At 63.7% G+C, this 25,635-nt stretch carries 27 protein-coding genes and 1 pseudogene; 15 read left to right on the top strand and 13 right to left on the bottom strand.

All coding sequences use genetic code 11. From position 1 onward, the window contains the following. The first annotated feature begins 85 nt into the window (after positions 1-85). The gene (locus DN412_RS30750) at positions 86-487 is read left to right on the top strand and encodes a hypothetical protein (protein WP_115215016.1); all 402 of its coding nucleotides are present in this window, start codon (positions 86-88) and stop codon (positions 485-487) included. Between the two features lie 53 nt (positions 488-540). Here DN412_RS30750 and DN412_RS30745 read toward each other — a convergent pair. The 3 genes and pseudogenes from DN412_RS30745 to DN412_RS45545 all read right to left on the bottom strand — a co-directional run bounded on the left by DN412_RS30745 (position 541) and on the right by DN412_RS45545 (position 2,447). Continuing rightward, positions 541-1,466, bottom strand: a pseudogene (locus tag DN412_RS30745) (SMP-30/gluconolactonase/LRE family protein). 112 nt (positions 1,467-1,578) lie between these two features. Continuing rightward, positions 1,579-1,998: a tripartite tricarboxylate transporter substrate-binding protein gene (locus tag DN412_RS45550; protein ID WP_279635263.1), complete on the bottom strand. Its 420-nt coding sequence runs from the start codon at positions 1,996-1,998 to the stop codon at positions 1,579-1,581. A gap of 41 nt (positions 1,999-2,039) precedes the next feature. Then, on the bottom strand, positions 2,040-2,447 hold the full coding sequence (locus DN412_RS45545) for a tripartite tricarboxylate transporter substrate-binding protein (protein ID WP_161564074.1): 408 nt from the start codon (positions 2,445-2,447) through the stop codon (positions 2,040-2,042). Between the two features lie 20 nt (positions 2,448-2,467). Here DN412_RS45545 and DN412_RS43135 point away from each other — a divergent pair, with 20 nt between their 5' ends. Then, complete coding sequence (locus DN412_RS43135) at positions 2,468-2,848, top strand: hypothetical protein (RefSeq protein WP_161564073.1); 381 nt, start codon at positions 2,468-2,470, stop codon at positions 2,846-2,848. Positions 2,849-2,869: 21 nt separating this feature from the next. Here DN412_RS43135 and DN412_RS30730 read toward each other — a convergent pair whose 3' ends face one another. After that, the gene (locus DN412_RS30730) at positions 2,870-3,859 is read right to left on the bottom strand and encodes a tripartite tricarboxylate transporter substrate binding protein (protein ID WP_161564072.1); all 990 of its coding nucleotides are present in this window, start codon (positions 3,857-3,859) and stop codon (positions 2,870-2,872) included. Positions 3,860-4,080: 221 nt separating this feature from the next. On the opposite strand from DN412_RS30730, the gene DN412_RS30725 reads away from it, so the two are divergent. Both DN412_RS30725 and DN412_RS30720 read left to right on the top strand, forming a co-directional pair. Continuing rightward, positions 4,081-5,052: a tripartite tricarboxylate transporter substrate binding protein gene (locus DN412_RS30725; protein WP_115215013.1), complete on the top strand. Its 972-nt coding sequence runs from the start codon at positions 4,081-4,083 to the stop codon at positions 5,050-5,052. A 30-nt stretch (positions 5,053-5,082) separates the two neighbouring features. Then, positions 5,083-5,892: an aspartate/glutamate racemase family protein gene (locus DN412_RS30720; RefSeq protein WP_115215012.1), complete on the top strand. Its 810-nt coding sequence runs from the start codon at positions 5,083-5,085 to the stop codon at positions 5,890-5,892. Here the strand turns inward: DN412_RS30720 and DN412_RS30715 are convergent. Beyond that, the gene (locus tag DN412_RS30715) at positions 5,840-6,793 is read right to left on the bottom strand and encodes a LysR family transcriptional regulator (protein WP_115215011.1); all 954 of its coding nucleotides are present in this window, start codon (positions 6,791-6,793) and stop codon (positions 5,840-5,842) included. The genes DN412_RS30720 and DN412_RS30715 overlap by 53 nt on opposite strands. A 132-nt stretch (positions 6,794-6,925) precedes the next feature. On the opposite strand from DN412_RS30715, the gene DN412_RS30710 reads away from it, so the two are divergent. From DN412_RS30710 to DN412_RS30690, 5 genes are read left to right on the top strand one after another with little or no spacing between them, the layout of a single operon-like run. After that, complete coding sequence (locus tag DN412_RS30710; RefSeq protein ID WP_115215010.1) at positions 6,926-8,371, top strand: FAD-dependent oxidoreductase; 1,446 nt, start codon at positions 6,926-6,928, stop codon at positions 8,369-8,371. Between the two features lie 59 nt (positions 8,372-8,430). Next, positions 8,431-9,186, top strand: a complete 756-nt coding sequence (locus tag DN412_RS30705; protein WP_208647688.1) for an SDR family NAD(P)-dependent oxidoreductase — start codon at positions 8,431-8,433, stop codon at positions 9,184-9,186. 48 nt (positions 9,187-9,234) lie between these two features. After that, positions 9,235-9,828 (top strand): cysteine hydrolase family protein, encoded by a 594-nt coding sequence (locus DN412_RS30700; RefSeq protein ID WP_115215009.1) that lies wholly within the window; start codon positions 9,235-9,237, stop codon positions 9,826-9,828. Positions 9,829-9,860: 32 nt separating this feature from the next. Beyond that, positions 9,861-10,232, top strand: a complete 372-nt coding sequence (locus DN412_RS30695) for an aspartate/glutamate racemase family protein (protein ID WP_115215008.1) — start codon at positions 9,861-9,863, stop codon at positions 10,230-10,232. Continuing rightward, positions 10,229-10,693, top strand: coding sequence for a hypothetical protein (locus DN412_RS30690; RefSeq protein WP_115215007.1), 465 nt, complete (start codon positions 10,229-10,231; stop codon positions 10,691-10,693). The genes DN412_RS30695 and DN412_RS30690 overlap by 4 nt, the downstream gene beginning before the upstream one ends. Positions 10,694-10,709: 16 nt before the next feature. Here DN412_RS30690 and DN412_RS30685 read toward each other — a convergent pair whose 3' ends face one another. From DN412_RS30685 to tcuA, 5 genes are all read right to left on the bottom strand, one after another. Then, on the bottom strand, positions 10,710-11,708 hold the full coding sequence (locus DN412_RS30685) for a Bug family tripartite tricarboxylate transporter substrate binding protein (RefSeq protein WP_115215006.1): 999 nt from the start codon (positions 11,706-11,708) through the stop codon (positions 10,710-10,712). Positions 11,709-11,771: 63 nt separating this feature from the next. Further along, positions 11,772-12,770 (bottom strand): electron transfer flavoprotein subunit alpha/FixB family protein, encoded by a 999-nt coding sequence (locus DN412_RS30680; RefSeq protein WP_161564071.1) that lies wholly within the window; start codon positions 12,768-12,770, stop codon positions 11,772-11,774. A 12-nt stretch (positions 12,771-12,782) separates the two neighbouring features. Continuing rightward, complete coding sequence (locus DN412_RS30675) at positions 12,783-13,580, bottom strand: adenine nucleotide alpha hydrolase family protein (protein ID WP_115215004.1); 798 nt, start codon at positions 13,578-13,580, stop codon at positions 12,783-12,785. Positions 13,581-13,593: 13 nt separating this feature from the next. Continuing rightward, positions 13,594-14,979 carry an FAD-dependent oxidoreductase gene (locus tag DN412_RS30670; protein ID WP_115215003.1) on the bottom strand — a complete coding sequence of 462 codons (1,386 nt, stop codon included), beginning with the start codon at positions 14,977-14,979 and terminating at the stop codon, positions 13,594-13,596. A 37-nt stretch (positions 14,980-15,016) separates the two neighbouring features. Continuing rightward, positions 15,017-16,495 carry an FAD-dependent tricarballylate dehydrogenase TcuA gene (gene tcuA, locus DN412_RS30665; RefSeq protein WP_115215002.1) on the bottom strand — a complete coding sequence of 493 codons (1,479 nt, stop codon included), beginning with the start codon at positions 16,493-16,495 and terminating at the stop codon, positions 15,017-15,019. A gap of 902 nt (positions 16,496-17,397) precedes the next feature. Between tcuA and DN412_RS30660 the strand changes: the two genes are divergently transcribed. Then, positions 17,398-17,700 (top strand): hypothetical protein, encoded by a 303-nt coding sequence (locus DN412_RS30660; protein WP_244222838.1) that lies wholly within the window; start codon positions 17,398-17,400, stop codon positions 17,698-17,700. 87 nt (positions 17,701-17,787) lie between these two features. Here the strand turns inward: DN412_RS30660 and DN412_RS30655 are convergent, their stop codons facing one another. After that, positions 17,788-18,582, bottom strand: a complete 795-nt coding sequence (locus tag DN412_RS30655; protein ID WP_115215000.1) for a crotonase/enoyl-CoA hydratase family protein — start codon at positions 18,580-18,582, stop codon at positions 17,788-17,790. Beyond that, entirely contained in the window at positions 18,579-19,340 is a 762-nt protein-coding gene (locus tag DN412_RS30650; protein WP_123060209.1) for an IclR family transcriptional regulator, read from the bottom strand. Before DN412_RS30650 ends, DN412_RS30655 begins: the two co-directional genes overlap by 4 nt. On the opposite strand from DN412_RS30650, the gene DN412_RS30645 reads away from it, so the two are divergent. Next, positions 19,221-19,571 (top strand): tripartite tricarboxylate transporter substrate-binding protein, encoded by a 351-nt coding sequence (locus tag DN412_RS30645; RefSeq protein WP_115215020.1) that lies wholly within the window; start codon positions 19,221-19,223, stop codon positions 19,569-19,571. The genes DN412_RS30650 and DN412_RS30645 overlap by 120 nt on opposite strands. A gap of 115 nt (positions 19,572-19,686) precedes the next feature. Here the strand turns inward: DN412_RS30645 and DN412_RS30640 are convergent, their stop codons facing one another. Next, positions 19,687-21,486: a sigma-54-dependent Fis family transcriptional regulator gene (locus DN412_RS30640; RefSeq protein WP_244222837.1), complete on the bottom strand. Its 1,800-nt coding sequence runs from the start codon at positions 21,484-21,486 to the stop codon at positions 19,687-19,689. 429 nt (positions 21,487-21,915) lie between these two features. Between DN412_RS30640 and DN412_RS30635 the strand changes: the two genes are divergently transcribed. The 4 genes from DN412_RS30635 to DN412_RS30620 all read left to right on the top strand — a co-directional run bounded on the left by DN412_RS30635 (position 21,916) and on the right by DN412_RS30620 (position 25,634). After that, positions 21,916-22,821, top strand: a complete 906-nt coding sequence (locus DN412_RS30635) for a VOC family protein (protein WP_115214998.1) — start codon at positions 21,916-21,918, stop codon at positions 22,819-22,821. Between the two features lie 105 nt (positions 22,822-22,926). After that, positions 22,927-23,811: an alpha/beta fold hydrolase gene (locus DN412_RS30630; protein ID WP_115214997.1), complete on the top strand. Its 885-nt coding sequence runs from the start codon at positions 22,927-22,929 to the stop codon at positions 23,809-23,811. Beyond that, positions 23,811-24,386, top strand: coding sequence for a flavin reductase family protein (locus DN412_RS30625; RefSeq protein WP_115214996.1), 576 nt, complete (start codon positions 23,811-23,813; stop codon positions 24,384-24,386). Before DN412_RS30630 ends, DN412_RS30625 begins: the two co-directional genes overlap by 1 nt. Positions 24,387-24,428: 42 nt before the next feature. After that, complete coding sequence (locus DN412_RS30620; protein WP_115215018.1) at positions 24,429-25,634, top strand: acyl-CoA dehydrogenase family protein; 1,206 nt, start codon at positions 24,429-24,431, stop codon at positions 25,632-25,634. Position 25,635: the final 1 nt, after the last annotated feature.

The following is a 25,635-nucleotide window of genomic DNA, read 5'->3' as shown; positions in this document are numbered from 1 at the left end:
GGCAAGTCCCTCAAATCTCCCAGGATTCGAATCAGATTCATATTCGATCTGGGAGTTCGGCACGCAGCGAAATTCTTGCTAAGCCTTGCTGCGTCTTACTCTTCGGCATTCCGCAGGGACGACCAAATACAGCGTGCCGTTCATGACGGCTTATGCCCTGGTCCATGGCGCGCCCGTGCTCGACAGGATGGACGACCGGGTGCTTGGAGACGAAGCCGTGCTGGCGCTGGCCCAGCGCGTGGCGATCACTGAAAACCTGCCAGACAATCCTGGGCATCCCCTGGCCGAGCTTACCTTGCATGCGGGCGACGGGGCCAGCCGGCATTATGTCTTTGACCCCATGAGCCTGAAAATCGACGAGCAGGGCATTCGAAGCAAGTTCGAGCAATGCTGCGCCTACTCGAGCCGCGACGGCGCGGTCGTCGAGCAGGCCTGGAATGCCATCATGCAAGGGCGCATCGCGCAAGCCTTGGCCGTGCTGGAGTAACGCACAGGCGCGGCCGGGAAATGACTCCCGGCCGCCAGGTTGCCAAGCGGGGCTTAGGCCAGGGCTTGAGCCTCGTAGTTCAGGGGCAGGCCGGGCCTTGGCCACTCCATCGACGCGAGGCGTCCGGTTTCGGACAAGGTGATGTAGGCGGTCTTGTGCTGCGGGCCGCCAAAGCAGATGTTGGTCACATGGCTATCTGGCATCTTCACGCGGTCCAGCACTTCCCCCGTGGGCGCCATGACAGTCACCACGCCCAGGATCAGCGTGCCGACGCAGATATTGCCTTCGGAATCTATGGCCATGCTGTCCAGGCGTTGATAGCCGGGCAGCCCGCACACCAGGCGGCCGCCGTGCGGCGACGGGTAGGGATGCCGCGCCAGCTTGCCCGGCTCCAGGATGTCGAAGGCCCATACCGTGGTGGTCTCGGTCTCGGCGACATAGAGCACCTTGCCATCCGGGGACAGCCCCACGCCGTTGGGCGCGGCCACGGGGTAGGCCAGTTGGATGATCGAGGTCCCATCCGGCAGGGCGTAGTACAGGCCCCCATGTCGCGATGCCGCGCATGCTTCTTACCGAAGTCGCTGAAGTACATGCCGCCGTGCGCGTCGAACACCAGGTCGTTCGGGGAAGAAAGGCGGTTGTCTCCACAGTGGGAGTACAAGGTGCGGACTTCGCCAGTGGCAAGGTCGGTGCGCTGAATTGACCCGCCGGCATGGTCCTTGGCGGGGCCCGTGGCGGAGAAGCCCGTTGCCTGATAGGTGTTGCCCCCGTTATTGCAGACATACAAGGCGCCGTCCGGCCCGAGGGCCATGCCGTTCGGGCCGCCACCACATTTCGCGACGGTGCTGGTGGTGCCGTCCGGGCTCACGCTTATGACGGTGCCGCCGCGGATTTCGGCAACCAGCACCGACCCGTCGCGCATGGCGACAGGACCTTCGGGGAAAAGCAGGCCCGTGGCCAGGATCTTGACTTCACTCATTTTGTCTCCTGTTGGGTAGAGTGTGTTCCGGGCTGTTCATTGGTTACCGTGCGTTCGTCATGCACTCGTGGTGATGCCCGCCGCCTTGATGAGGACAGCCCATTTGTCGATTTCAGTGGTGATGAATTTCTGGAAGTGCTCGGGCGTGTCGGCCACGATGTCGGCTCCCCTGGAGCGCCATGGCTTCCTTCACGGCGTCGGTGGTCAGCGATTGGCAGATGTCCTTGTTTAGCCGGCTGACGATGGCCTTGGGTGTGCCAGTCGGCGCCAGGATGCCGGTCCACGCGCTGACGTCGAACTGCTTGCCAGTCAGTTCCTGCAGGGTCGGGATATCGGGAAAAAGGGAAGATCGGCGCGAGGTCGTTACGGCAATCGCACGGAGCTTGCCCGCCTTCACTAGCGTGCCGGCGCCTACGATGTTGGCCGCCATCAGGTCGATGTGTTTGCCAACCAGGTCCACCAACGCAGGGCCCGTGCCCTTGTAGGGGACATGCGTCATGGATATCCCGTACATGTAGCTGAGCAGCTCCATGCTCAGGTGGTCGTTGGTGCCATTGCCCGAGGAGCCGAAGCTCAGCTTGCGCTGCGCCTGGCTTCCTTGACCAGATCGTCCAGTGTCTTGATCGGGGAGTCCGGCGCCGTCACAAGCATGAAAGGGGACTTTGCCGCCAGGCAGACTGGCGCGAATGCCTCGATGGTGTCGTACGGCAGTTTCACCAGGGAAGGGTTGGATGCATGCGGCGCGCTGGTGACCAGCAGGGTATAGCCGTCTGGCGCTGCATTGGCTACAAATTTCGAACCGACGATGGCGCCTGCGCCAGGCTTGTTCTCCACGACGACGGATTGCCCCAGCGCCTTTCCCAGCGGTACGGCCAGGGCTCGGGTCAGCGCATCGGTGCCGCCGCCTGGCGCGAAGGCCACGATGATCATGATGGGCTTGCTGGGATACCGGTCTTCGGCCCGCACTGGGGCGCAAGCCATCAGTGCGCCTCCGGCAGCCAATGTCCGCAAAGCATCTCTTCGATTCACATTGTCTCCTCATGGACGTGGCGCTGCTCGCGATTGCTTTGCGCGTCAGCGATGACGAATGGTTTTTTTATGTTGTCGCTCGATATTCTCAAAGTGATGCGGATCGAGTTGAACTGTCTAAGAACGAAAACCACATTCGATTTATTCGAATAATTGGAACATGGCATGAAGCCTTCGGCGCTGTCGTGGCAGCGGTTCTGGCTCCTGAATTTTTAGATGAATCTGAATGCTGGTTTCACGGTTCGTGTGTGGCGAGCCTTGAGCCTCGGGCTTTCGATTGCCCGCAGGACGGCCGTGTGCAGTACTTCTCTCGCGTCGTCGGGCGTGCCAGCGGGGCAATCAATCCGCCGTAAATGACGGCGGCATGCGGTCCCTCAATGGGCCGACAAGCCTCCGATCTTCTTGATCAGGGCCGCCCACCTGGCTACGTCTTCACGTAGATAGGCGTTGTAGTGATCGGGATCGTCGGCCACGACCGTCCCGCCCTGCTGCATGATCTTTTCCTGGAATGCCTCGTCTGCCGCGGCCTGCTTGATCACGGCATACAGCTTGTCCACGATGGGCCGCGGCGTGCCGGCCGGCGCCAAGAGGCCGAACATGGTGCCGACTTCGATATCCAGCCCTTGCTCGGCAAAGGTAGGCACATTGGGCAGCACGGGCAGCCTGTTCTTGCTGGCCACGCCCAGCGCCTTCATCCGCCCTGCCGAAAGCATGGCCTGCGCCGAGATATACGTGGTGAAAGTCATCTGCACCTGGCCCGACAGCACATCGGTCAGCGCCGGCGCGGCGCCGGTATAAGGCACATGCACGATAGCCAGGCTCGTGGCTTGTTTGAACACTTCCCCCGCCAGGTGTGGCGCGCCTCCCGCGCCGCTGCTTGAGAAATTGAGTTTTCCTGGATGTGCCTTCCCGTACGTGATGAGCCCTTGCAAGCTATCGCCCGCAAACCCCGCCTTGGTCACCAGCATCATGGGCGCGAACGCCACCATGGTGATGCCCGTGAAGTTTTTAACTGGATCGTAGGGTGTCTGGGGAATGACGGCAGGGTTCAACGTGAGATTGGTGCTGGTGAACAGCAGGGTATGGCCGTCAGGTGCGGCGCGCCTCACGATATCCGCGCCGATATTACCGCTGGCGCCTGCCCGGTTGTCGACGATTACGGGCTGCTTGAGCGCGCGCGTCAGTCGCTCGGCCGTGGTGCGCGCCAGGATGTCGGTGCTCCCGCCCGGCGCCCAGGGCACGACTAGTCGTATCGGCTTGGACGGATAGTCCGCCGCGGTCTCGGCCTGGGCCGCTTGCGGCAAGGCGATCCCCCATAGCGACAAGGCCATGGCGTACATGGCATCGCGCAGCAGATTTCTCATTGTTGTCTCCGGGTCGTTGGTGTTACGCCGGTCAATCTTGCGTGCACCCATGCCAGGAAAGAAGGCGCGGTCATCGAAAGCGGCGTTCAATAAATCTGAAACGCACGACATGCAGGCATGCAGGATTCAAGATAAATGAACCGGCCCTTCGGCTTCTCCAGATTTTCCGGCGGGCACGGGCCGGGCACAATGCCCGGAAAACGGGCCTACTGGAGCAGACCATGAAGTGCCTCAAGGCGTTGCTGGCCAGCGGCGTGCTGGCCACCCTCGGGCTGGCGGGCGCGGCTCAGGCCGCCTATCCCGACAAACCGATACGGCTCATCGTGGGCTTTCCCGCAGGTGGTGCCTCGGACGTGGCTGCGCGTGCCATCGCCGCCAAGATGGGGGCCATGCTTGGCCAGGCCATCGTCATCGAGAACAAGGCCGGTGCAGCCAGCAACATCGGGTCCGATTACGTGGCCAAGGCGACGCCCGAAGGCTACACCTTGCTGTTTGGCACCATTTCGCTGGCGGTCAATCCCAGCCTCTACCGCAAGCTCAGTTACGACCCCTTGAAGGATCTGGCTCCGATCGCGCAGGTTGCCTCGACACCCTTCCTGGTGGTGGTCAATCCCGGCACGCCCTACCATTCGTTGGCCGATCTGATCGCAGCCGCCAAGAGACCCGCCGACAAGCCCATCTACTTTGCCAGCGCGGGCAATGGCTCAGGGGCGCACCTCTTTGCCGAGTTGTTCAACAGCCAGGCCGGCGTCAAGATGCGGCACGTCCCTTACCGCGGCGCGGCGCCGGCCATGTCCGACGTATTGGGCGGACAGGTCCCGCTGACCTTCGACAACATCGTCACCACCTTGCCGCTGGTCAAGGGCGGCAAGCTGCGCCCGCTGGCGGTCACTTCCAAGACACGCTCGCGGGCCGCCCCTGATATTCCCACCGTGGCCGAGGCGGGCGTGCCCGGCTACGACGCCACGGCCTGGTTCGGCCTGTTCGCGCCGGCCGGGACGCCGGCCGATGTCATCCAGAAGTTGAGCGCCACGGCCGCCCAGGCCACGCAGGCCCCCGAGGTGCGCGCCGCGCTGGAAGCCGTCGGCTGCGATCCCATGGGAACCAGCCCGCATGACTTCGATGCGTTTTTCAAGTCGGAAGTACGGAAGTGGGCCAAGGTCGTCGACGAAGCCCACGTCCACCTGGATTGATCCCTAACCCGTTCCCTACAGTGGTGTGATATGAAAATCTGGCATCAAAGCTTTACCGTGCTCAGCGACCTGGGTCCCTACAGCGAGGCGCTGAAGCGGCACTTCGCCAAGGTGGCCCGGCCCGACACGCAGATCGACATGCACGGCATGCAGGTCGGCACCTACCGCAGCAACTATCCTGGCTCCGACATCCGCCACGTGGCCTTCCAGTATGTGCACGGCCTGCAGTTCATGGCGGCCGCAGTGCAGGCCCAGGAGCAGGGCTACGATGTCTATTCGCTGAGTACGCTGCCCGAGCCTGCCTTGCGCGAGATTCGCAGCCTGGTGGACATCCCGGTGGTGGGGTATGGCGAGTCGGCCATGCTGACGGCCTGCATGCTGGGCCGCAAGTTCGGCGTGCTGCTCTTCATCGACGACATGAACGAGCTCATCGCCGAGAACGCCAGGAATCATGGCCTCGAGTCGCGCTTTGCCGGCGCCGTGCCGGTGGGCTTTACCTTCAATGACGTGCTCAAGGGCTTCGAAGATCCCACCGAACTGATCGAGCGGTTCAAGGCCGCGGCGCGCAAGTTGATCGCGCAGGGCGCAGACGTCATCATCCCGGGCGAAGCCCCCCTGAACGTGCTGCTGGCGCAGAACGGCATCGCCGAAGTGGATGGCGTGCCCATCCTGGATTCGCTGGCCGCCTGGGTCAAGCAGGCCGAGACCATGCACGACCTGCGCCGCCTGTGCGGCATCAAGACCTGCCGCAAGGGCTACTACCACAAGCCCCCCGAGGCCGGCCGCGTCAATGAGGTTTTTTCATTCTACGGTCTGGACCGACTGCAACCATCGTCGTGACGCTGGGGCGGCGCCGCGCGTCGAAGATTTCGAGCAGAAAATCGATGAAGACGCGCACCTTGGGCGCCGCGAAGCGCGACTTTACCGTCACGGCGTGGAAGGTGCGCTTGCTGGTCTGCCAGTCGGGGAAGAGCTCGACCAGCTTGCCCTGCTTGATCAGGTCACTCACGAACACATCCAGGACGCAGATTAGGCCCACGTTCTGCAAGGCGGCCTGGATCAGGGCCTCGGTATTGTTGAAGTGCAGCGGCCCGGCCGGTTTCACTTCCACTTCGTTCCCATCCTGGGAGAAGCGCCAGGGATTGGGCGTGTGGTTGCCTTCGGCGAACAGCCCCAGGCAGCGGGCCGGGTCGAGGTCGCGCGGCGTGGCGGCGCGCATGGCACCGACCGTCGCCGGCGTGCCGCACACGATGTACTGCGCTTCGTAGATAGGCCGGCCCACCAGGTCGGCGTCTTCCACGCGGTCCATGCGGATGGCCACGTCGGTGGCCCGCTCGATCAGGTTGTGTGGGTCGTTGGTCAACGATACGGAAACGGACAGGCCCGGATGGCGGCGCGTGAGCTCGGCCAGGGCCGGGCACAACAGGTTCTGGCCGATGGCGAAAGGCGCTTCCACGCGCAAGGGCCCGACGACGTCGGTCGCGTGGATCTTTACATCCGTCTCGGCACGCGCCACGCTGCGCAGGATCTCCTGGCAGTGCGGCAGGAATATCCGTCCTTCTTCGGTCAGGTGCAGGTGCCGGGAGTTGCGCTGGATCAGCGTCGTGCCCAGGTGCGCCTCGAGATTGCGCAGGCTGGTGGTGACCGTGGCGTTGGCAAGATCCAGTGATTCGGCGGCGCGCGAGAGGCTGCCGCATTCCATGACGCGCACGAACACCTCCATGGCCCATAGCTTGTCCATGAGTCTCCTTTCGATTTTTTTAAATCGCGCATTAGCCACCGGGGGCTAAACACGCAGGCAGGTTGCATCTTACTCTTTCGAGTGTAGCGCCGATTCATATGGCGCGGACGTCATTTCCAAAGGGTGGAGAGCATGGAACGTACATTCGATGTGGTGGTGGCCGGTTGTGGCGTGGCTGGCCTGTCGGCGGCCGTGGCAGCGGCTGAGCGCGGCCTGAAGGTGGCGGTGCTCGAGCGCGCGAGCCGCGCCGATCGCGGCGGCCAGAGCCGCTATACCGAGGCCTACCTGCGCATGAAGGCGATCGACCAGGTGTCCGACGATTTCGAGACGCACCTGGCCGAGAACGCCGGTGTCTACATGGACCCCGATTTTGCCGCTGAGATGGTCCAGGGCCGCGAATCGTGGTCGCACGTCGCGCGAACGCTGTCCGTGCTGGATCCCGAGCTGATCAGCTGCTTTGCCGACCACGTGCCGGGTACCATTGCCTGGCTGCAGGACATGGGCGTGAAGTTCGACTTCCTGCCCACGCAGTTCCTGACCAAGACCCAGCCCCGCCTGTTGCCCGTGGGGGGAGGCGAGGCCCTGGTCGAGGCGCTGGCCGCCAGGGCCGAGAGCCTGGGCGTGATCTTCCTGTACCACACCACCGCGCGGCGCCTGATCGTCGGCGACGACGGCACGGTGCAGGGCCTGCTCGCCCACCATGCGCAGGAAGGCGGCGTGCGCCTGATGGGCAAGGTGGTGCTGGCCTGCGGCGGCTTCGAAGGCAATTCGGCGCTCATGGCCAAGTACATCGGTCCGCGCTCGGTGTACCTGCGTCCGGTGTGCAAGGGCGGGTACTTCAACCGCGGCGAAGGCATCGAGATGGCGTTCGAGGCCGGCGCCGCGCCCAGCGGCGAATTCGGCAGCTACCACGCCGAGCCTGTCGACCCCCGCTCGGGCGTGTCCGAGCCGTCGATCTTCATCTTTCCCTACGGCATCCTCGTCAACAAGGCGGGCCAGCGCTTCACCGACGAAGCGCCAGGCACAGTCGACGCCTACTACGAGCGCGTCACCCGCCGCATCTACGAACAGGAACAGGGTATCGCGTATGTGATCCTGGACCAGCGTGTGAAGGACGTGCCCAACTATCGTCTGGCCATCCGCACCGACCAACCGGCGATCGAGGCCGCCACGCTGGCCGCGCTGGCTGCGAAGATCGGCTTGCCCGAAGGTGCGTTGGAAGCTACCGTGGAGCGCTACAACGCGGCGTGCCCGCCAGGCGCCGGTTGGAAGCCGCTGGAGCTCGACGGGCTTGCCACGCACGGCCTCGCGCCCAAGAAGTCCAACTGGTCGCGCCGCATCGAGCAAGGCCCCTTTATCGCCTATCCCATCATCTCGTCGAACGTGTTCACCTTCGGCGGCCTCAAGATCAATCCGTCCGGGCAAGTGCTCGACACCGACGGCAACCCCATGAAGAACCTCTATGCGGCCGGCGAGATCGTTGGCACCTACTACACCAACTACACCGGTGCCACGTCGGTGCTCAAGGGCCTGGTGTTCGGCCGCAGGGCGGCAAGCCATATCGCGGACGCTCGCTAGCCGGACCTGGCACGACCGCATGCAAGCGGCATTCGACATGGCTTTCTAGGAATCGTGACATGTACAGCGCTGATCTTTTCTCGGGCCGCGTCGCCCTGGTGACGGGCGGCGCAGGCGGCATAGGACGGGCCGTCTGCGAAGCCCTGGCTCGCCATGGCGCGCAAGTCGTCGCCGCGGACCGCGTGGCCTTCGAGCCGCCGGTTGCTGGTGTCCAGGGCATGTCCCTGGACGTCAGGCGCCGCGATGATATCGTGCGTTGCATGGACGAGGCCATGGCCCGCCTGGGACGCCTGGATATCCTGGTGAACGTGGCCGGCGTCGTCTCCATGGGTAACGCCGAGACCCTGTCCGAGGCCGAATGGGACCGCGTCATCGACATCAACCTCAAGGGCACCTTCCTGTGCTGCCAGGCGGCCATCGGCCACATGAAGCGCAGTGGCGGCGGCCGCATCATCAACATGGGATCGGTCATCGGCAAGAACGGCGGCAACCCGCGTCCCTGGCTGGACCCGCGCGAGCAGGACCGCGCCAGCAACGTCGCCTATGGCGCTTCCAAGGCTGGCGTGCATATCATGACGGCTTTCCTGGCCAAGGAGCTGGCATCCGCCAACATCACGGTCAATGCCGTGGCCCCTGGCCCGGTCGCCTCGGCCATGACCACCAATTTTCCGCAGACCCTGCGCGACCTGATCCCCGTGGGCCGCATGGGTGCTGCGGCAGAAATTGCCGCAGCCGTGCTGTTCCTGGCCGCGCCACAGTCCGGCTTCATCACCGGCGAGATCCTGGATGTCAACGGCGGCATCTGGTGCGATTGAAATCCTTTTTCCCAAGCAAACCCTATTCAACTCAAGGCAGACCCAACCATGCAACAACCCCGCGCCCTTTTCCTGGTCCTGGACATGCAGAACGACCTCGTGCACGTCGACGGTCCCAACGGCAAGAGCCCGCTGGGCGAGCAGGTGCGCGAGCGCCAGCTGCTCGCCAAGACGGCCAAGGCAATTGCTCGTGCCCGCGCCGCCGGTATCGCCGTAGGCTTCGTGCGCGTCGGCTTCTCCGAAGGCTATCCGGAGTGCCCACAGGGTTCGCAGGTCTTCTCGGCCGCGCCACAGCACGGCCTGTTCAAGCTCGGCGCATGGGGTACCGAGATCCACCCCGAGCTCGAGCAGAAGGTGGGCGACATCCAGGTCATCAAGCACCGCGTCAGTCCCTTCTATGCAACCACGCTGGAAGCCCAGCTACGCGCCCAGAACATCCAGCGCATCTATTTCTCCGGTGTTTCCACCCAGGCCGTGGTGCAGGCCACCGCACGCGACGGCCACGACCGCGACTACGAAATGATCCTGCTCGAAGACCTGTGCGCCGCGCACAGCGCGCAGGAACACGCCAACTCGGTTGGCAGCATCGGCCGCTTCTGCAAGACGGAGAACAGCGAAACCGTGGTGTTCGCGAATCCCTGACAGGGCCTGCGCAACTCGGAAGGAGAGCGATCGTGAAAATCTGGCACCAGAGCTTCACCGATCTGGATGTTTTCCCGCAATACCGGGAGACCTTGCAGGCGCATGCCGATGCAGTCATGGGCACGCAGGCGCAGGTCGTCGTGCACGGCCTGCGTCCGGGTACCTATCCTGCCGGGGTGGCTCCCATGAGCGTCAACAGTTGCGCGGGCATGCGCATGCTCAATGCCCGCCAGGTCTGCGAGGCCGCCGAGGCCGCGCAGTCCGCGGGCTACGACGCCTTCGCGCTGGGGTGCTTCTTCGACCCGGGCCTGGTGGAGGCGCGGTCCCTGGTCGATATTCCCGTGGTCGGCCTGACCGAAAGTTGCCTGCTGACCCCTGCTCATTGGGGCGCAAGGTCGGCATGATCGCGCTGACGCCATTCCAGAAGATGCAGACCGAAGACCTGGCCATGCAATATGGCTTGTCCGGGCGCTTGTCGGGCGTGGTGTCGATGAGCCCCGCGATGAACCTGTTCGACCTGGAGGGCGGCGAAGCCGCCGCGGCCTCTGTCCGGGACCGTTTTATCGAGGCCTGCCGGGTGGCCCTGTCGCAGGGGGCCGAGGTCATCATTCCCGGCGATGGCGTGCTCAATGAATTCCTCGTGCGGCACCGGCTGCTGTCGGTGGAGGGCGCGGTCGTGCTCGACGCGCTGGGGGTGCTGTTCCATCATGCGGCATTCTTTGCTCGCGCCCGTGCCGCAGGGTGCCTGGATGTCAGCCGCCGGCTGCTCTATGCCCAGCCCACCGACGCCATGAGAAGCCACGCCAGGCAGGCCCTGGGCGCGCTCGCTCGCCAGGAAAGTGAATTCTCGGTCCGCGCCGGGTAGGCGCGGACAGGTTCCATCAGTCGGTCATTTCCACGCCGGCATCCTTGATGACCTTGCCCCAGCGGGCATAGTCGTCGGCGTGCCGTTTCTGGAAAGCCTGTGGTGAATCCATCATCGCAGGCGCCATGGCCGCGTTGGCAAGCAGGGCCTTCACCTGGGGTTCGGACACGGCCTTGCGCAAGGCCTGGTCCAGTTTCGCGATGACCGCGTTGGGCGTGTTGGAGGGGGCGAAGAGGCCGACCCAGTTTTCTACATTGAAGCCCGGGAGCGCTTCTTGCGCAGTGGGAACATCGGCAAGGAAGTCCACGCGCTTCTCGCTGGTGACGGCCACGGCCGTCAGGCGCTTTTCCTTGATCTGGTTGTAGAGGGGCGGCAAGTCCATCACGATGCCGTCGACATGGCCGCCCAACGTGTCGGTGACGGCAGGACCGGCGCCCTTGTAGGGCACATGGACGATGTTGCCCCGGACTTTCCTCAGCAGTTCGATGGTCAGGTGGGGCAAGCCGCCCGTGCCAGAGGAGGACAGGGTGATCTGCTGCCTCTTGGCCCGCTCGAGCAGGTCTTTCAGGGTCTTGACGCCGGTCAGCCTGGGGCCTACGGCGATGGCTTCCGGCGTCAGGGCCATCATGTTGATAGCCTTGAAGTCCCTGGGCGCGTAGAAGGGCGGCGCTTTCATGGTCTGGGGCGCCAGCACGATGGGGCTGATGCTCGAGAGCAGCAGCGTGTAGCCATCGGGCACGGACTTGGCGACATGGTCCGCGCCGATGACGCCGCTGGCACCTGCGCGGTTTTCCACCACGACCGAGACACCCAGGGCCTGGCCCAGTCCAGGCGCGATGATGCGCGCCGCGATGTCGTTGGAGCCGCCTGGCGGGTAACCTACGACGAGGCGTATCGGCTTGCTGGGGAAGTTGTCCGCGGCCTTGGCTGGGACTGCCATGGCCAGGGGAAGGAGGGCCAGGGATGCGGCCAGCCTGCGCAGCGCGCTGCGTCGGGAGGTGCGGTGGTTTTGCATGGTCTGTCTCCGTATCGTTATGGGTGATCGTGGCGTTTCGGGCGGCACTGGCGATAGCGATATTTAAGGGCTGGCGGTCTTGTCCAATGCGTCGAGCAAGGCTGGCAACAGGGCCTGCCATTCGGCGACGGCACCAGCCTGGGCGACGTTGAAGATGTTGGCCTCGGCATCCTTGTTGATGGCGACGATGCGCGTGTGCGGGTCAATGCCGGCGAGGTGCTGGGGCGTACCCGAGATGCCCACGGCGAGGTAGATGTCGGGACTCACGTACTTGCCGGAAATGCCCACCTGGCGGGTCACGGGAGCCCAGCCCGCGTCGACGGCGGGCAGGCTTGCGCCGACCGCGCCACCCAGCCTGGCCGCGATGTCGTACAGGATGGGGAAGGCCGTGTCTTTGCCCATGCCGCGGCCGCCGGACACCACGATGCGCGCGCCATCGAGGCCGGCATGGGGCTCGTTGCGCGGCAGGAGCGTGAGCGGATGCGCAGCCCGCGGCGGGGGCAGGCCGTCCATTATCTGCATTGCGGTTTGCCGGCCAGACGCGGGAGCTTGCCAAACTCCGGGACGGATGGCGGCGATCGCGGTGCCGGCGCAGGCCAGGGTGATGCCGAGCCTGTTGCCGTAGGCGCCGCGCCTGGCATGCAGCGTGCCCTGCGCGTCGAATTCGAGGTCTGTGCAGCGGCCCAGAGGCGCGGCGTCCAGGCGCGCGGCCAGGGCGCCGGCAAAGGCCTCGTTGTCGGGCTGGGCGGCCACCAGCATCAGGGCATGAGGTAGCAGGGCGGCCAGTCCGTCAGCCCGCAGCGCGCAGGCAAACAGGTCGACGTATTGCTGCGCCTGCAGGGCCTCCGATGGCGTCGGGATGAACCAGGCATGGTCCAGCCCGGCGGCCTGGGCGCTGTCCAGCGCGGCATCGCGTGCCGACGGAGGGGCGGCCAACAAGGCATGGGCGGTGCCGCCGCAGCGGTCGGCGAGCTGCCGGGCCTGGTCCATGAGGGCGCGCCCGGCCGCTGCATCGGCGTCGTAGCCGGGGATGAGGGCCAGGAGGTGGTGTGTGTCGGACATGGATGGCATGGCTCAGTGGGTGGCCGCATTTGCGCGCAGGTAGGCGGCGAGCGCGGCCGCCTGTTCTTCTACCGTGCCGGTGAACAGCCGGCAGGCCTGCGTGCCGCGCGCGGATGCCTCGGCGGGAGCGGCCTGGGCCAGCGTGGCTTGCGCGGGGGGCAGGGTGGCATCCGGTGTGGCCTGGTCGAATTTGCATTGCCTGGCCAGCGCCACGTTCTTCATGAGCGGGTGGCGCAGGCGGTTGCTCTTGTCGTTGCTGATGCTGACCATGGCAGGCGCGGGGACGCGCAGCGACTCGTCTTGCTGCGCGCCGCTGCGCAGCAAGGTCCAGCCGCCGTCCGCGCAGGCCTGCACCTGCAGGGCAAGGCCCGCATAGGGCAGGTGCCAGGATTCGGCCAGGTAGGCAGGCGCCATGCCGTCGTCCAGGTCGCCATGCTCCCGGCCGATCAGGATCAGGTCGGGCCAGGCATCGCCCTCGCGCAGCAGGCCGGACGCGTGTTGCGCAAGCCAGGCGGGGTTGCCGCGCTGCGCGGCGGGCGGGCACAGGCCCAGCACGCGGTCGGGCTTGAGCGCCGCGATGGCGCGCATCATCGCAATATCGTTGGCGCCATCGGTGACGACGACGGTGACGCGCGTGGCCGCGCCCTGGTCGCGCAGCTTGAGGGCGATTTCCAGCGCGGCCTCGTCAAAGGGACTGGGCTTGTATGACACCGAGGCATCGCCCGGCAGGTCGCGCCAATCGCCCGAGGCGGGCCTGGGCAGCAGCTTCCTGGGGTCGGCCACGCCGGCGAGTAGTACGGCGACATGCATGGCGGTCTCCGCTTCAGTCGGCCAGCGCCGCGCGCGCGGCGATGCGGCCGAAGATGGCAGCCTTGCCCAGTGCGGAGCCGGTCATGTAGGCCGCGCCGTGCAGCCCACCCACAACCTCGCCCGCCGCGTACAGGCCTTCCAGCGGTTCGCCGTAGACGTCCAGCACGTGCATGTCGGGGTCGACGCACAGGCCGCAGTAGGTGCCGTAGACGGCGGCGGTGGACGGGTAGGCATAGAAAGGGCCGGTCTCGATCTTTACCAGTTCGCCGTGCTGGTGGACCAGGTGCTCTCGGCCGAAATCGCGGTCGTGGCCGGCATCGACATAGCCGTTGTAAGTCTTGACAGTGTCGGCCAGCACGTCGGCGGGCACTTCGATCATCGCGGCCAGCTCTTCCAGCGTGTCGGCCTGGATGACGAGGCCTTCTTCGTGGCGCCGCTCGATGTCCAGGATACGCGTCTGGTTGTCGCCGCTATCGAAGATGGACTGGTCGAAGACCTGGAAAGTGGAGCTATAGGGCTGGGCGATGCAAGCATCGCCCAGCAGCTTGTACGAGATGGATTCGTCGACGTAGCGCTTGCCGTCCTGGTTGACGGCGATGGCGCCCTTGTACACGGCCAGCAGGCTGTGGTGGTTGGTCTCGTCGACGGGATGCTTGCCGTAGGTGCCCTTGATATAGATCATGTCGCGGCAGTCGGCGCCCAGTTGCTGGGCCATCTTCAGGCCGTCACCCACATTGCCCTCTCCGCCGATAAAGACAGCCGCCTCCTCGTTGTACTGCGGCACATAGCGGTGTATCAGCTCGGCGTTATGCACGAAACCGCCGCTGGCCAGCACCACGCCGCGGCTGCCGAGCACCTTGAAGGTTTCATTGCCACGCTGCGCCGTCACGCCTGCGACACGCCCGCTTTGCGGGTCGCGGACCAGGCGCAGCGCGCGGGTGTCGGCCAGTAGCCGGACACGGCCGGTGCGCCTGGCGCTGGCCGCCAGCGCGCGCACTGCGTCGGCCGGGTCCACGTTGTGCACACGAGGCACCGATTGGCCCGACGAGGTTTCGATGTGCGGGCCGAACTGCACGCCCGCCTGCTTCAGCCATTCGTAGGTGTCGAGCTGGTTGTCGACGTAGGCGCGCACCAGGCGCTCGTCGTTCTCGAACTTGCCGACTTCGCGCAGGTCCTTGAACAGCAGCTCGCTGGAGTCGTTCACGCCATTGGCGCGTTGCAGGTCGGTGCCGGCGAAAGCCAGGCAGCCGCCGCTCATGGCCGAGGACCCGCCGGTCTCGGATTGCTTTTCGAGCAGGATGACGTCGTGCCCGGCCTGGGCTGCCTGCAGCGCGGCCGAAAAGCCGGCCATGCCGGCGCCGACTACCACTAGGGTCGTTTTCAGATCGGAAGTGCTCATGGGTGTATCCGTTTTTGATCGTGACGGAAGGTCGTGTTCAGGCACTGCGGGCCAGTGCGGCGGCGTGCGCGCCGGAGATGCGGCCCAGCACCGAGCCGGCGGTCAGGCCTATGCCGCCCGCGTACTTGACGTAGTAGAGCCCGCCGACCATCTCGCCTGCGGCATACAGCCCTGGTAGCGGGAGGTCATTGCCGTCGAGCACCTGGCCGCTTGGGTTCACCTTGACGCCGGCATAGGTGCAGGTGATGCCGCACGTAACGGCATAGGCGACGAACGGGCCGGTGTCGAGGGGGTGGGCCCAGTTCGACTTGGGCACGGCCAGCCCGCGCGTACCGCGGCCGTCCTTGACCGCGGGGTTGAAAGGCACGCCCTGGTCGATGGCTTCGTTGAATTCGCGCACGGTCTCCAGGAAACCGCGCTGGTTGATGCCTTCCATCTGGGCAGTGAGTTCTTCGAGCGTGTCGGCCTGCAGTCGGGTGGCGTGCTTGACGCGGTATTCGTCGGGCAGCAGGCCCACCGTCTTGGCGTCGAACACCTGCCAGGCCACAGCGCCGGGCTGGGCCAGCACGCGGGCGCCCATGCCCGAGTAGGTGTAGTTGCGGAAGTCCAGCCCCTCGTCGACGAAGCGCCGACCGTCGGCGTTGACCACGATGCCCAGATTGAAATAGTTCTTCTGCTGGTTGAGCAGATTGATGTCGCCGAAGGCCGGGGCGTTCAGGTCGTAGAACACGGCATGGCAGCCCGTCCAGTTGCCATGCGCGATGGCGCCGGCGCCCATGGCCATGTCGATGCCATCACCGGTGTTGTAGCGCGAGCCGCGCACTTTGGCGAGATCCCAGTTGGGGCCCAGGTACTGGGCGCGCCAGCGCACGTTGGCATGGAAGCCGCCGGTGGCCAGCACGACGGCGCGGGCCTGAAGGGTGCTGGTCTGGCCGTCCTGCTCGAGGGTGATGGTCCAGGCATCGCCTTGGCGCTCCAGTCCACAGGCGCGCGCGCCGTAGCGCAGTTCCAGGCCAAGCTTCTCGGCGCGCGCGTACAGGGACTGCATCAGGCCCAGGCCACCGCCGGAGACCTCCACGGTAAGGCCGCCCCAGAACTTGTTCTTGCCATCTACCTTGAACGACTGACGGCCGTAGATGGGCATGAAGCGCACGCCATGGCCGCGCATCCACATCATGGTGGGAAAGCTCTGGCTGACCACGGTGTCGAGCACGTCGGCGTCGGCGCGATAGCCGCTCATGGCCACCGCCTCGGTATAGAACTGGTCTTCCGCATAGGTGCCGAAGTCGCTGCTGGCGAGCTCGTGCTCGCTCAGGTCGGGCATCAGCGTCTTCAGGTCATCGTTGCCCTGGTAGGCAATGCGGAAAGCCCCGCCGGTGAAGGCGGAACTGCCGCCCCGGTTTTCCCTGGGGGCCCGTTCGATGACGACGACCTGCGCACCCGATTCGTGCGCAGACAGGGCGGCGCACATGGCAGCGTTGCCGCCGCCGATGACCGCTACATCGAAAATGTTCATGCTTTGTCTCCTATATGCTTCACAGCGCCGGAATCCCGGCAAACACCTGTCCGTCGATGCCGGCTTCGCGAACGCTTTCAGGGCCGCGCGTGGCATCGCAGGGAGCGTCTTCGCACGCGATCTCGATCTCGCGCAGGAGGTGCTGCCCGTGTAGTTGACCGACTTGTAGACTGTTTCGACATCGAAATTCCCTTGCCGAACGCAGCCGCGGTGCCCCTCATGGGGCGAAGATCCCCAGCTTGCTGGCGTCCTGGGTCAGGCCGGTGGTTTTATCGACATGCGCGATACCGCTGGCTAGGGCGAGGAATGGCTAGCGCGCCGGCGAGAGGTGGAAATTCGCGATGCTGGTCTCCTACGCCCATGCGCAGGACATGCGGCCGTTCGTTCTTTGTCCGCCCTTCGTGGCATGCAAACCAAGAGGCTCAAGGCAGATTGTGGGGTGCGTGGGGCGCATGCGGAATCCCCCTTAGTCGAAAGCGACCTTCGATTTAGTTGAAGCTGCAACTCAAAGGCACTGACAATATAATCTTGCTTGATATCAAGCGAGTACATTGCTCTGCTCCAACACGGTCGGGGACCGTGGGATGAGGGATGCACCATTGGCGCAACGGAACGCGTAAAGCGTCACCCGCTTCGTCAGAAATCTAAAGCGCTTGTCCACCTCACGCCTGACGCCCCAAGAGGCATACGCCATCGCTTCGCCCGTGCGTGGCAAGCGTAGCTTTCTTATCCTCGAAATCGAGAAACGAGTATTGCCCGCGGTCGCTCTCCGGGAAGCCACGAAGGGGAGACGAACTCGATCGCCAAATCGGAAACTCAGGGTGACTTCAAGTTCTTTCGCAACCACCTCGGCCAGGGGGCAACAACTAGCCCCCAAGGAAATGCTTCACTTCATCAGGGCAATGGTGGAGAACATCCTAAAGGAGGCTGGCAGGGATCCGCGCGGAGGCGACACCGCAGTCGAGCGTCAGTTGTCCCTTCTTCTAAGGCATGCCCTTGCGACGCGCTCGCTGACCGATATCGCGCTGGTGCTGGGTAGCGCGGCAGAACTCATGATATTCCCTGAGCAGGAGGTCCTGGAGCAATGTACGGCCGTCGTGCAGACGAGCGATCAGCCGGCGCTGCGCGGGCTGTTGTGGGCGGTGAGGCACAGATGCAGCCGTGGCGGCAAAAAAACGCGTCGCTTCGGAGTCGGTCCGCAGTGAGGCGGCAAGACACCCGAAAAGATTGCAGCATTATCTTTATTCAGTTTGGCTGGCTCTGTGCCGAAGATATCTCGCTGTGATTTCTGTTCAGCGACCGCTGTACTGTGGGGCCCGCTTCTCGGCCAGGGCGGCCATCGCTTCGCGGTGGTCTTCCGTGTGCTGGGCCAGAGCCTGCATCGACGCCGCCATCTCCAGCGAAGCGGCGAGGTCTACCCGCTGCGAATCGCGGATCAGGCGCTTCGACAGCCTCAGTGCATGCGGCGGCTGCGCCGCGATGCGGTGCGCTAGCGCACGCACAGCATCAAGCAAGGCTTCGTCCTCGACAACCTGCGAAACCAGCCCCATCGTGAGAGCCTGCCCAGCGTCGACGAAATCGCCGGTGAAAGTCATCTCGTAGGCCTTGGACAGGCCCACTACGCGTGGCAGGAACCAGGCGCCGCCGTCGCCCGACACCAGGCCCACGCGTAGAAAGCTCTCGGCGAAGCGCGCGCTCGCGCCGGCCAGACGGATGTCGCACATCGCTGCCAGGTCGCAGCCGACGCCGATCGCCGGGCCGTTGACAGCCGCGATCAGCGGCGCCTCCAGGCCGTGCAGCGCCATCGGCAGACGTTGCACGCCGTGGCGATAGCCCAGGCGCACCTCGGCCGGAATCGGCAGCCCGGCGGCGCGTTCGCCGATTTTCTTGACGTTGCCGCCGGAGCAGAAGGCCTTGCCAGCGCCAGTAAGAATCACGCAACCCACGCTAAGGTCGGCGTTGATGCGTTCGACGTGCGCGAGCAGCGTGTCGATGATGTCGGGCGAGAGCGCGTTGCGCGTCGCTGGATCGTTCAGGGTCAGGGTCACGACGCCGCCGTCCTGCTCATAAAGCACTGCCTCGCTCATGGGTTTTCCTCGGTACTGTTCATAAATCGGTGGATGGAATCGCGCAGCACTTGCGCGTAGTGGTCTTCCCGGTCGACCAGCTGCTGGCTCAGCGTAGCGATGCCAATGGCTAGCGGCTGTGCGCCCTCGACGGCCGGCAGCAGCATCGAGATCACGCCGGAATACTGTGTGACCTGGTGCATCGACAGCGCATAGCCGCGCCGCCGGTCCTCCGCCAGCCGCTTGAACACTGCATCCTCTTCCATCGGCCCGGGCGCTTCCTTGAGCGCGTTGTGCTTGCGGATGGAAGCGTCATCCATTGCTGTGAGCAGCATCCGGCCGGTACCGGGATTCAGCATCGGCCGGCGCGTGCCGATGTGCAGGTGCGTGCGCACGACGTTGGTGCCCTGCAGCACACGCACGTATTGCGTGTGCAGCCCGTTCTGCGCGGCCAGCACGATGGTTTCGCCGGTGGATTCGTTGAGGTGCCGCAGCAACTGGAGCAGCTCGCCGTGCAGGGCGGGCGTCACCTTGAGCCAGTCGCCCAGCAGCGCGACGCGCATGGACGGCACGTAGGTGCGCGAGCTCGCGTCGTAGTGGAGATAGCCAAGCGTAACGAGGCTGCGCATCAGTACCGAAGTGCTCGAGTGCGGCCAGCCATGCCGGTCAGCGACTTCGGCAACGCTGGCCTCGCGCTGGATCTGGTCAAAGAACTCGAGCACCGAAAGCACCCGCGCCGCGGACTTGACCAAGCCTTGGTCTCTCGCGGTGGAAGTCATGGATGTCTGCAGATGGAGTCGATGTTAGCTTCGGCCCATCCTGTCTGCAGCGGCGTACCACATTGGTCGATGAAAACGGGTAGCAAGCAGCGATCTAAAGTGGCACCGGAGATTCCGACGCTGCATGAAATGGGGGTGGTCGGGTTCGATGCAACATCCTGGTTTGGATTTTTTGTGCCGGCCGGAACGCCGAAGGAGATCGGTCGTGCGCGAGCGCAATGTCAGAATTGACTGATGACCAGAGCATTTTCCGCGGATAGTACACTGGGTGGACAGCGCTTATCCGGCTCGGTTGGGGGGCAATGGAGCGCGCGTCGGCGCATGCCGGCGTGCGCTCCATTGGGCATTATGCTCGCCCGCAGCGCTTGACCCGATAATCGAGTTGTGCCCGGGTGAGCCCGAGCCTTGCTGCCGCCTTCGAGATATTCCCCCCAGCCTCGCTGATTGCGGCACTGACCAGTGCGTCTTCGACGGTCGAGAGGGTCACGGCCTGCTGCCGCAGTGCCTCGCGCGCCCAGCGGTCCAAGTCGCTCGAACCCGCCATGTGGCTGTACGCGACAGGTTCCTCAATTTGCGGAGTGCCCAGATCCTTTGCGAGCGCACCGGACTCGGTGAGCCGCATCAGACTGGACGTGCCCAAGGTCGCATCGACGCTGAACAGATGGCGAAGATCAAGCGATTCGGCAGGCTCGGCCAAGATCATGCCACGCTCGACAACATTCTCCAATTCCCGGATATTGCCAGGCCATTTGTAGTTCAGTACCGCCTGTAGTGCGCGCGGTGTGATGCCAGAGACATGGCGGTCATGCATGTCTGAGAATCGCTTCATAAAGGACTCGAGAAGCAGGGGAAGGTCGTCGCGACGCTCGCGCAGCGGCGGGATCAAGATCGGGAAAACGTTGATCCGATAGAAGAGGTCTTCACGGAAACGGCCCGCTTTCACAGCCTCGGGGAGGTTCTCGTTGGTTGCAGCGACCACGCGCACATCGAGCTTGATAGTGCGCGTGGAGCCCAGCCTTTCAAACTCGCCGGTCTGCAGCACACGCAGCAGCTTGCCCTGGGCGCTCGGGCTGAGAATGCCGATTTCGTCGAGAAACAGCGTACCGCCATTCGCCGCTTCGAACCGTCCCGCCCTGGACTCCGTGGCGCCAGAATAAGCGCCCCGCTCGACGCCGAACAGCTCCGATTCAATTAGCTGCTCGGGAATGGCGGCGCAGTTGATCTCGATGAACGATTTGTCCGCTCGGTTGCTATGACGATGCACCTCTCGTGCGACGGCGCTCTTGCCCACGCCGCTTTCGCCAAGCAGCAGGACCGTGGCCTTCGTGGAAGCGACACGTCTCACCTTGTGCAATACGGTAGTAAATCCCGCGGAGGCACCAACGAGTTCCAGTGTCGAAGGTGTGCGGGGCTCTGTTGCGGGCTGCTGCGCCGATTTTGGCGTCGCAAGCGGGACGCTGAACAGCTTCTTAAGAGGCTGGGGCTGGAGTGGCGTGGCGGCGAGAAAGCGCAGATCTTCCTCCGGGTCTTCCCAACTCTCCAGCGGCTTGGCGATGACTCTGCACTTCGTCTGGCCCATGGCGCGGCATTCGACCTCCCTGGCGAGAATACGCTTGCCCATTATCTTGCTCAGAAAGCCGCACGTATAGCCAACGCCCAGCCAACAGGCTGCCTCGGTGCCCACGCCGAAGCTGGACAGATGCACTTCGTCCTCGCATCCGTGGTTCCAGAAGAACTCGGAGTAGCAATACCCCCGAGTGCTGTCGATTTCGATGTGCACCGGCTCGGGTTGGACGAAGCCTTGGAGCGCGTGGAACTGCGCACCGGCCGCGATGATGTCCAGTTGCGATTGGCTTCCGCGCACGCTCCAGGCCAGTTCGGCGTCGCGGGACCCAATGGAATAGCCGAGCCGCGTCATCATTCCTCTGGCCGCGTCTTGGCCAAGCAACTCGATGAGCTCGCGCCGCATAGCACCGAGGACCTCCACGGGAAGCAGGACCATACGCCGATCCTGCAGCCAGATGCGTCCTTCCACTGGATTGAAATGCAATTGCTCAGCAATGTCGCTGAAGTCCATGGCGTCAAGCAACGCAAACTCGCGTGGCGGTGGTGCGCCTTCGTCCTGGGGTGTGTGTACACCGTTCATGCCGTCTCCTGGTTTTCTTGCTCTGGGCTAGCCTCTAGTCGGCGCATTCCCGAGCGTGCGCCGCGATGTTACGACGCCCCCCCTCCAGGGTGTCAATGCGTGAAATTCCGAACGAGTGGCGCCGCGCGCACCCTCATTTTCATCAAATTCTGAATTACCGGGCCGACGGGTAGGTCGTGTCTCAGCGAATGAAAAAGGCGGACACCTCCCGTGGAACCAGATGCCAGGCGGATTTGCGGGCATCGCCGTGGAGCTCGTCCATCGCGTTCGCATGGCTGGCACGCCGATTGCTCTACAGGGATAGCGCTTCATCAGAATCGCAACTGCGCTGCGCAAGCGGTGCACGCCAAAGTGAATGGGCGAGAGAGCAGTAGACGATTCACGAGAGGGATAAAAGATTGGGCGAGAGCCCATCAAGGAGTGGGAGACATGACTGCTGAAATTTCAAGCCTGGGATATCTAATCCTTGGCGTAAGCGATCTGGGTGCATGGGCTGACTTCGCAAGGAATCTGATCGGCTTCCAAGTGGACCGGCGCGAGACGGGCCGTTCGCTAGTGCTTCGCATGGACGACTATGCGCAACGCATCGTGTTAGAGCAGAGTGGCGAGGACGATATCCTGGAAGCCGGATGGGAGTTTGCGACGGAGGATGAGTTGGACCGCTATGCCGTGCTGCTGCGTGAGCGTGGCATAAAAGTGAGCCAGGCGGATTCGGACTATTGCGCAGTGCGACGCGTCGAGAAACTCTACTATTGCACCGATCCGGTTGGCTACCGCCACGCCTTCTATTTCGGCCCAGAATTGGCGCCCATGACAGAGCCGTTTCGCTCGCATGCATTGATCGGTACGGGTTTCGAGACTGGTCCGCTGGGGATTGGGCATATTCTCACGTCAGCGCGTGATTACCGCGAATCGGTGGCCTTCTATCACGATACGCTGGGCTTGAAAGTCAGCGACTATATTCGCGAGGAGCGGGCGCCCGGCGTCGTCGTGGACGCGACCTTTTTTCACACGAAGACTGGTCGCCACCACTCGCTTGCTACGGCTGCCATTCCGGGCCAGAAGCGCCTGAATCACCTGATGGTCCAGGTCAGGGAAATGGACGATGTCGGCCTGGCCTATGACCGCTGCGTCGCAGCCGGCCTGCCGATCGCACTGCATCTCGGCCGCCATCCCAACGACCGCACGTTCTCCTTTTATGTCCACACCCCATCGGGATTCGCGATCGAACTCGGCCACGGTGGTGTCGTGATCGACGAGGCAAATTGGCGAGTAGTCAGCTACTCGAAGATGAGTGATTGGGGGCACAAGCGCTCGCCGCAAGCGCCCGCCTGAATTGACACAGCCGGCGCAGCCGGCCATTCCAACCCCTTATGTGCAACTTGCTGCCTCAGTGGCGGTGGGGAGTGCTGTTTTAAAAATTTCACCTTGGAGGATGAAATGAGTATCTGGATTGACCTGCTAGGCGCAGAGATTCGCTATATCGAAACCCCCCGCTTTGGACGCACTCGCATCGCGGAAGCAGGCAAAGGCAATGCGGAGGCCCTGATTCTGATGCACGGCATCGGTGGGCACCTGGAGGCCTATGCGAAGAACGTTACAGCGCTGGCGGACCGCTACCACGTCATCGCTTTCGACTACGTGGGCCACGGTTTGTCCGAAAAGAAAACGGACATCGGCTACAGCATTGACGACTACGTCGAACAGTTGCGCGAACTGATGGACGCGCTCGGCATCGAGCGCGCGCATATTTCGGGCGAGTCGCTCGGCGGCGTGGTGTCGGGCTTCTTCGGTTGCAAGTACCCTCAGCGCGTTCTGCGGATGGTGCTCAATACGTCCGGTGGCATTCCCATCGTCTCCGAACAGGGAAAACGGGACCTGCAGCATCTGGCGGAACTGAGTGCGCGCAATTTTGGCAAGGCGCCTACGCGCGAAAGTGTGCGAGCTCGCATGCAGTGGCTCATCTATGAAGGCAACTGGAATCTTCTGGACGACGAACTGATCGATAGCCGTCTGGCCTTCTATTCGCGCGAGGACTTTCAAAAGAGCGCGCCGCTCGTGTTCGGCAGGCTGATGCGCAAGGCCAACGATGACAGTCAGCGCATGGACATGATTGACCTGGAGAAGCTGCAGTGTGAAACGCTGCTGCTGTGGACCCGGTACAACCCCATCCATGACGTGGCGGCGGCCGAGGCGGCCCTGCCCCACCTGCAGCGCGGTTCGCTCTACGTATTGAAGGGGGACGCGGCGCACTGGCCGCAGTATGAACAACCCGACGAGTTCAACTCGGTGATGCGCTCGTTCCTCTCCACCGGGAGGATTTGATGGGATCGCCATCTCCGCTTCAGTCGCTCGCGCCGAGGCAGTTGCGGCAGCTAGTCGAAGCCGATGAGCCGGGCTGTCTGACTAGCTATATCGATCCGCCGAAGTTTCGCGCTGGCATGCGCCATCTGGCCGGCGCATGCTCGGTAATCGCATCGTGCAGCGTCGGGCGCCGTGCCGGACTTACCGCCACCGCGGTCTGCTCGGTCAGTGCAGAGCCTGCTCAACTGCTGGTGTGCGTGAACCGTTCAGTGCGAGCACACGAGATCATCGCGCAGTCGGGATTGCTCAGCGTGAATGTTCTATCGGAAGCGCAGGAGAACATTGCCAAGCGTTTCGCTGGCATGGTGATCGATGTCGCGGGCGAGGATCGTTTCGCCAATGGGGACTGGCGTGACGGAAAGCTCGGCATACCGATGCTGGATGGTTCGCTGGTGTCCTTCGGCTGCCGGGTTAAGGACGTGATTCCGGCAGCAACGCACACGGTCTTCCTGTGTGAAGTTGTGGAAGTGGTGGTCCCTGCCGAAGACGGCAAGCCGCTACTGTACTTCGGCGGGAGCTTCGCGCGCATCGTCTGAACTGATGCCAGGATGACCGCAATCCTATTCAAGGAGGAGAACATGAAAACAGCATTGAAAGAAGTCGTAGTCAACGTGGTACCCACGGAGGAAGAGCTTGTGGCACGCGCTAGGGCGCTGATTCCGATGTTGCGCCGCCGAGCGGCAGAGGTCGAACGCGAGCGCATGGTGCCTGCTGACATCATTGAGCAGTTTAAGGAGGCTGGCTTCTTTCGTATCCTGCAGCCCCGCCGATGGGGCGGCTACGAGATGAATCCCGCGGTCTTTTTCAAAGTGCTGATGGAGCTGGGCCGGGGCTGCTGCAGCAGTGCCTGGAACATGATGATCCTGGGCATTCACAACTGGGAATTCGGCCATCTCGATCCGCGCGCGGGCGACGAGGTTTGGGGCAAGGACGACTCAGTAATCGTCGCATCGTCTTATCCTCCGTTCGGCACGTACCGTAAGGTAGATGGTGGTTATGTCATCAGCGGCACATGGCATACGTCTAGTGGCACGGACCATGGCCAGTGGGCTTTCCTGGGGCAGATGCTGCTCGACGAGAACAAGCAGCCCGTCGATCGCCTCTCGTTGCTGGTGCCGCGCAAAGACTACAGCATCATTGATGACTGGCACACATTCGGTCTGGCCGGCACCGGTAGCAAGAGCCTGGTGGTGCGTGAGGCTTTTGTACCCTTCCACCGTGCGCACAGCCTCGCGGACTACAGCATGAGCGAGCGCGGAGAGATGTACCTCTATCCGTTCTCGCAGATCTTCTACGCTGCGGTGTCCTCCGTGATCAACGGCATGGCGCAGGGCGCCGTCGATGTGTTCATCGAGCAAATGCAGACGCGCCGCGATACCACGGGCGGCGGCAAGGCCAGTTTGAGCCCGTACGTCAAGGACCGGTTGGGGAACGCCGTGGCGCGCGTGCGTTCATCGCGGGCAAGAATCCTGAATATGATGCAAGAAACCACTCGCTACGTGGAGCGGCGTGAGCTTGTTCCGCTTGACGAGCGCGTTCCAAGCATGCTCGACATCGCACGCGTCGGCCGGGAGTGCGAGGAAGCGGTGCTGTTGCTGTTCAAGGCGCTGTCGGCGCGGGGGATTTTCCTCGACAACCCGATGCAGCGCATCCTGCGTGACACACTCGCGGCGGCCAACCATATCACTCAAAACGCTGACGACACTGCCGGCATCCTTGGTGGCTATCTGCTCGGGCAGCCGCTCCCGCCACTGTTCTATTCGCGTGACCCACTACCGGCCTAAC

Source organism: Cupriavidus lacunae (assembly GCF_003353055.1).
GTDB lineage: Bacteria > Pseudomonadota > Gammaproteobacteria > Burkholderiales > Burkholderiaceae > Cupriavidus > Cupriavidus lacunae.
The sequence above is the reverse complement of the archived record's forward strand: the minus strand, read 5'-3'. Positions and strand labels throughout refer to the sequence as shown.

Excerpts from the sequence above, each read along its gene's own strand:
- DN412_RS45550 (WP_279635263.1), bottom strand. The coding sequence starts at position 1,998 with ATGGAGCTGCTCAGCTACATGTACGGGATATCCATGACGCATGTCCCC.
- DN412_RS45545 (WP_161564074.1), bottom strand. The coding sequence starts at position 2,447 with ATGGCTTGCGCCCCAGTGCGGGCCGAAGACCGGTATCCCAGCAAGCCC.
- DN412_RS43135 (WP_161564073.1), top strand. The coding sequence starts at position 2,468 with ATGTCCGCAAAGCATCTCTTCGATTCACATTGTCTCCTCATGGACGTG.
- DN412_RS30730 (WP_161564072.1), bottom strand. The coding sequence starts at position 3,859 with ATGAGAAATCTGCTGCGCGATGCCATGTACGCCATGGCCTTGTCGCTA.
- DN412_RS30725 (WP_115215013.1), top strand. The coding sequence starts at position 4,081 with ATGAAGTGCCTCAAGGCGTTGCTGGCCAGCGGCGTGCTGGCCACCCTC.
- DN412_RS30720 (WP_115215012.1), top strand. The coding sequence starts at position 5,083 with ATGAAAATCTGGCATCAAAGCTTTACCGTGCTCAGCGACCTGGGTCCC.
- DN412_RS30715 (WP_115215011.1), bottom strand. The coding sequence starts at position 6,793 with ATGGACAAGCTATGGGCCATGGAGGTGTTCGTGCGCGTCATGGAATGC.
- DN412_RS30710 (WP_115215010.1), top strand. The coding sequence starts at position 6,926 with ATGGAACGTACATTCGATGTGGTGGTGGCCGGTTGTGGCGTGGCTGGC.
- DN412_RS30705 (WP_208647688.1), top strand. The coding sequence starts at position 8,431 with ATGTACAGCGCTGATCTTTTCTCGGGCCGCGTCGCCCTGGTGACGGGC.
- DN412_RS30700 (WP_115215009.1), top strand. The coding sequence starts at position 9,235 with ATGCAACAACCCCGCGCCCTTTTCCTGGTCCTGGACATGCAGAACGAC.
- DN412_RS30690 (WP_115215007.1), top strand. The coding sequence starts at position 10,229 with ATGATCGCGCTGACGCCATTCCAGAAGATGCAGACCGAAGACCTGGCC.
- DN412_RS30685 (WP_115215006.1), bottom strand. The coding sequence starts at position 11,708 with ATGCAAAACCACCGCACCTCCCGACGCAGCGCGCTGCGCAGGCTGGCC.
- DN412_RS30680 (WP_161564071.1), bottom strand. The coding sequence starts at position 12,770 with ATGTCCGACACACACCACCTCCTGGCCCTCATCCCCGGCTACGACGCC.
- DN412_RS30675 (WP_115215004.1), bottom strand. The coding sequence starts at position 13,580 with ATGCATGTCGCCGTACTACTCGCCGGCGTGGCCGACCCCAGGAAGCTG.
- DN412_RS30670 (WP_115215003.1), bottom strand. The coding sequence starts at position 14,979 with ATGAGCACTTCCGATCTGAAAACGACCCTAGTGGTAGTCGGCGCCGGC.
- tcuA (WP_115215002.1), bottom strand. The coding sequence starts at position 16,495 with ATGAACATTTTCGATGTAGCGGTCATCGGCGGCGGCAACGCTGCCATG.
- DN412_RS30660 (WP_244222838.1), top strand. The coding sequence starts at position 17,398 with ATGGTGGAGAACATCCTAAAGGAGGCTGGCAGGGATCCGCGCGGAGGC.
- DN412_RS30655 (WP_115215000.1), bottom strand. The coding sequence starts at position 18,582 with ATGAGCGAGGCAGTGCTTTATGAGCAGGACGGCGGCGTCGTGACCCTG.
- DN412_RS30645 (WP_115215020.1), top strand. The coding sequence starts at position 19,221 with ATGCCGGTCAGCGACTTCGGCAACGCTGGCCTCGCGCTGGATCTGGTC.
- DN412_RS30650 (WP_123060209.1), bottom strand. The coding sequence starts at position 19,340 with ATGACTTCCACCGCGAGAGACCAAGGCTTGGTCAAGTCCGCGGCGCGG.
- DN412_RS30640 (WP_244222837.1), bottom strand. The coding sequence starts at position 21,486 with ATGAACGGTGTACACACACCCCAGGACGAAGGCGCACCACCGCCACGC.
- DN412_RS30635 (WP_115214998.1), top strand. The coding sequence starts at position 21,916 with ATGACTGCTGAAATTTCAAGCCTGGGATATCTAATCCTTGGCGTAAGC.
- DN412_RS30630 (WP_115214997.1), top strand. The coding sequence starts at position 22,927 with ATGAGTATCTGGATTGACCTGCTAGGCGCAGAGATTCGCTATATCGAA.
- DN412_RS30625 (WP_115214996.1), top strand. The coding sequence starts at position 23,811 with ATGGGATCGCCATCTCCGCTTCAGTCGCTCGCGCCGAGGCAGTTGCGG.
- DN412_RS30620 (WP_115215018.1), top strand. The coding sequence starts at position 24,429 with ATGAAAACAGCATTGAAAGAAGTCGTAGTCAACGTGGTACCCACGGAG.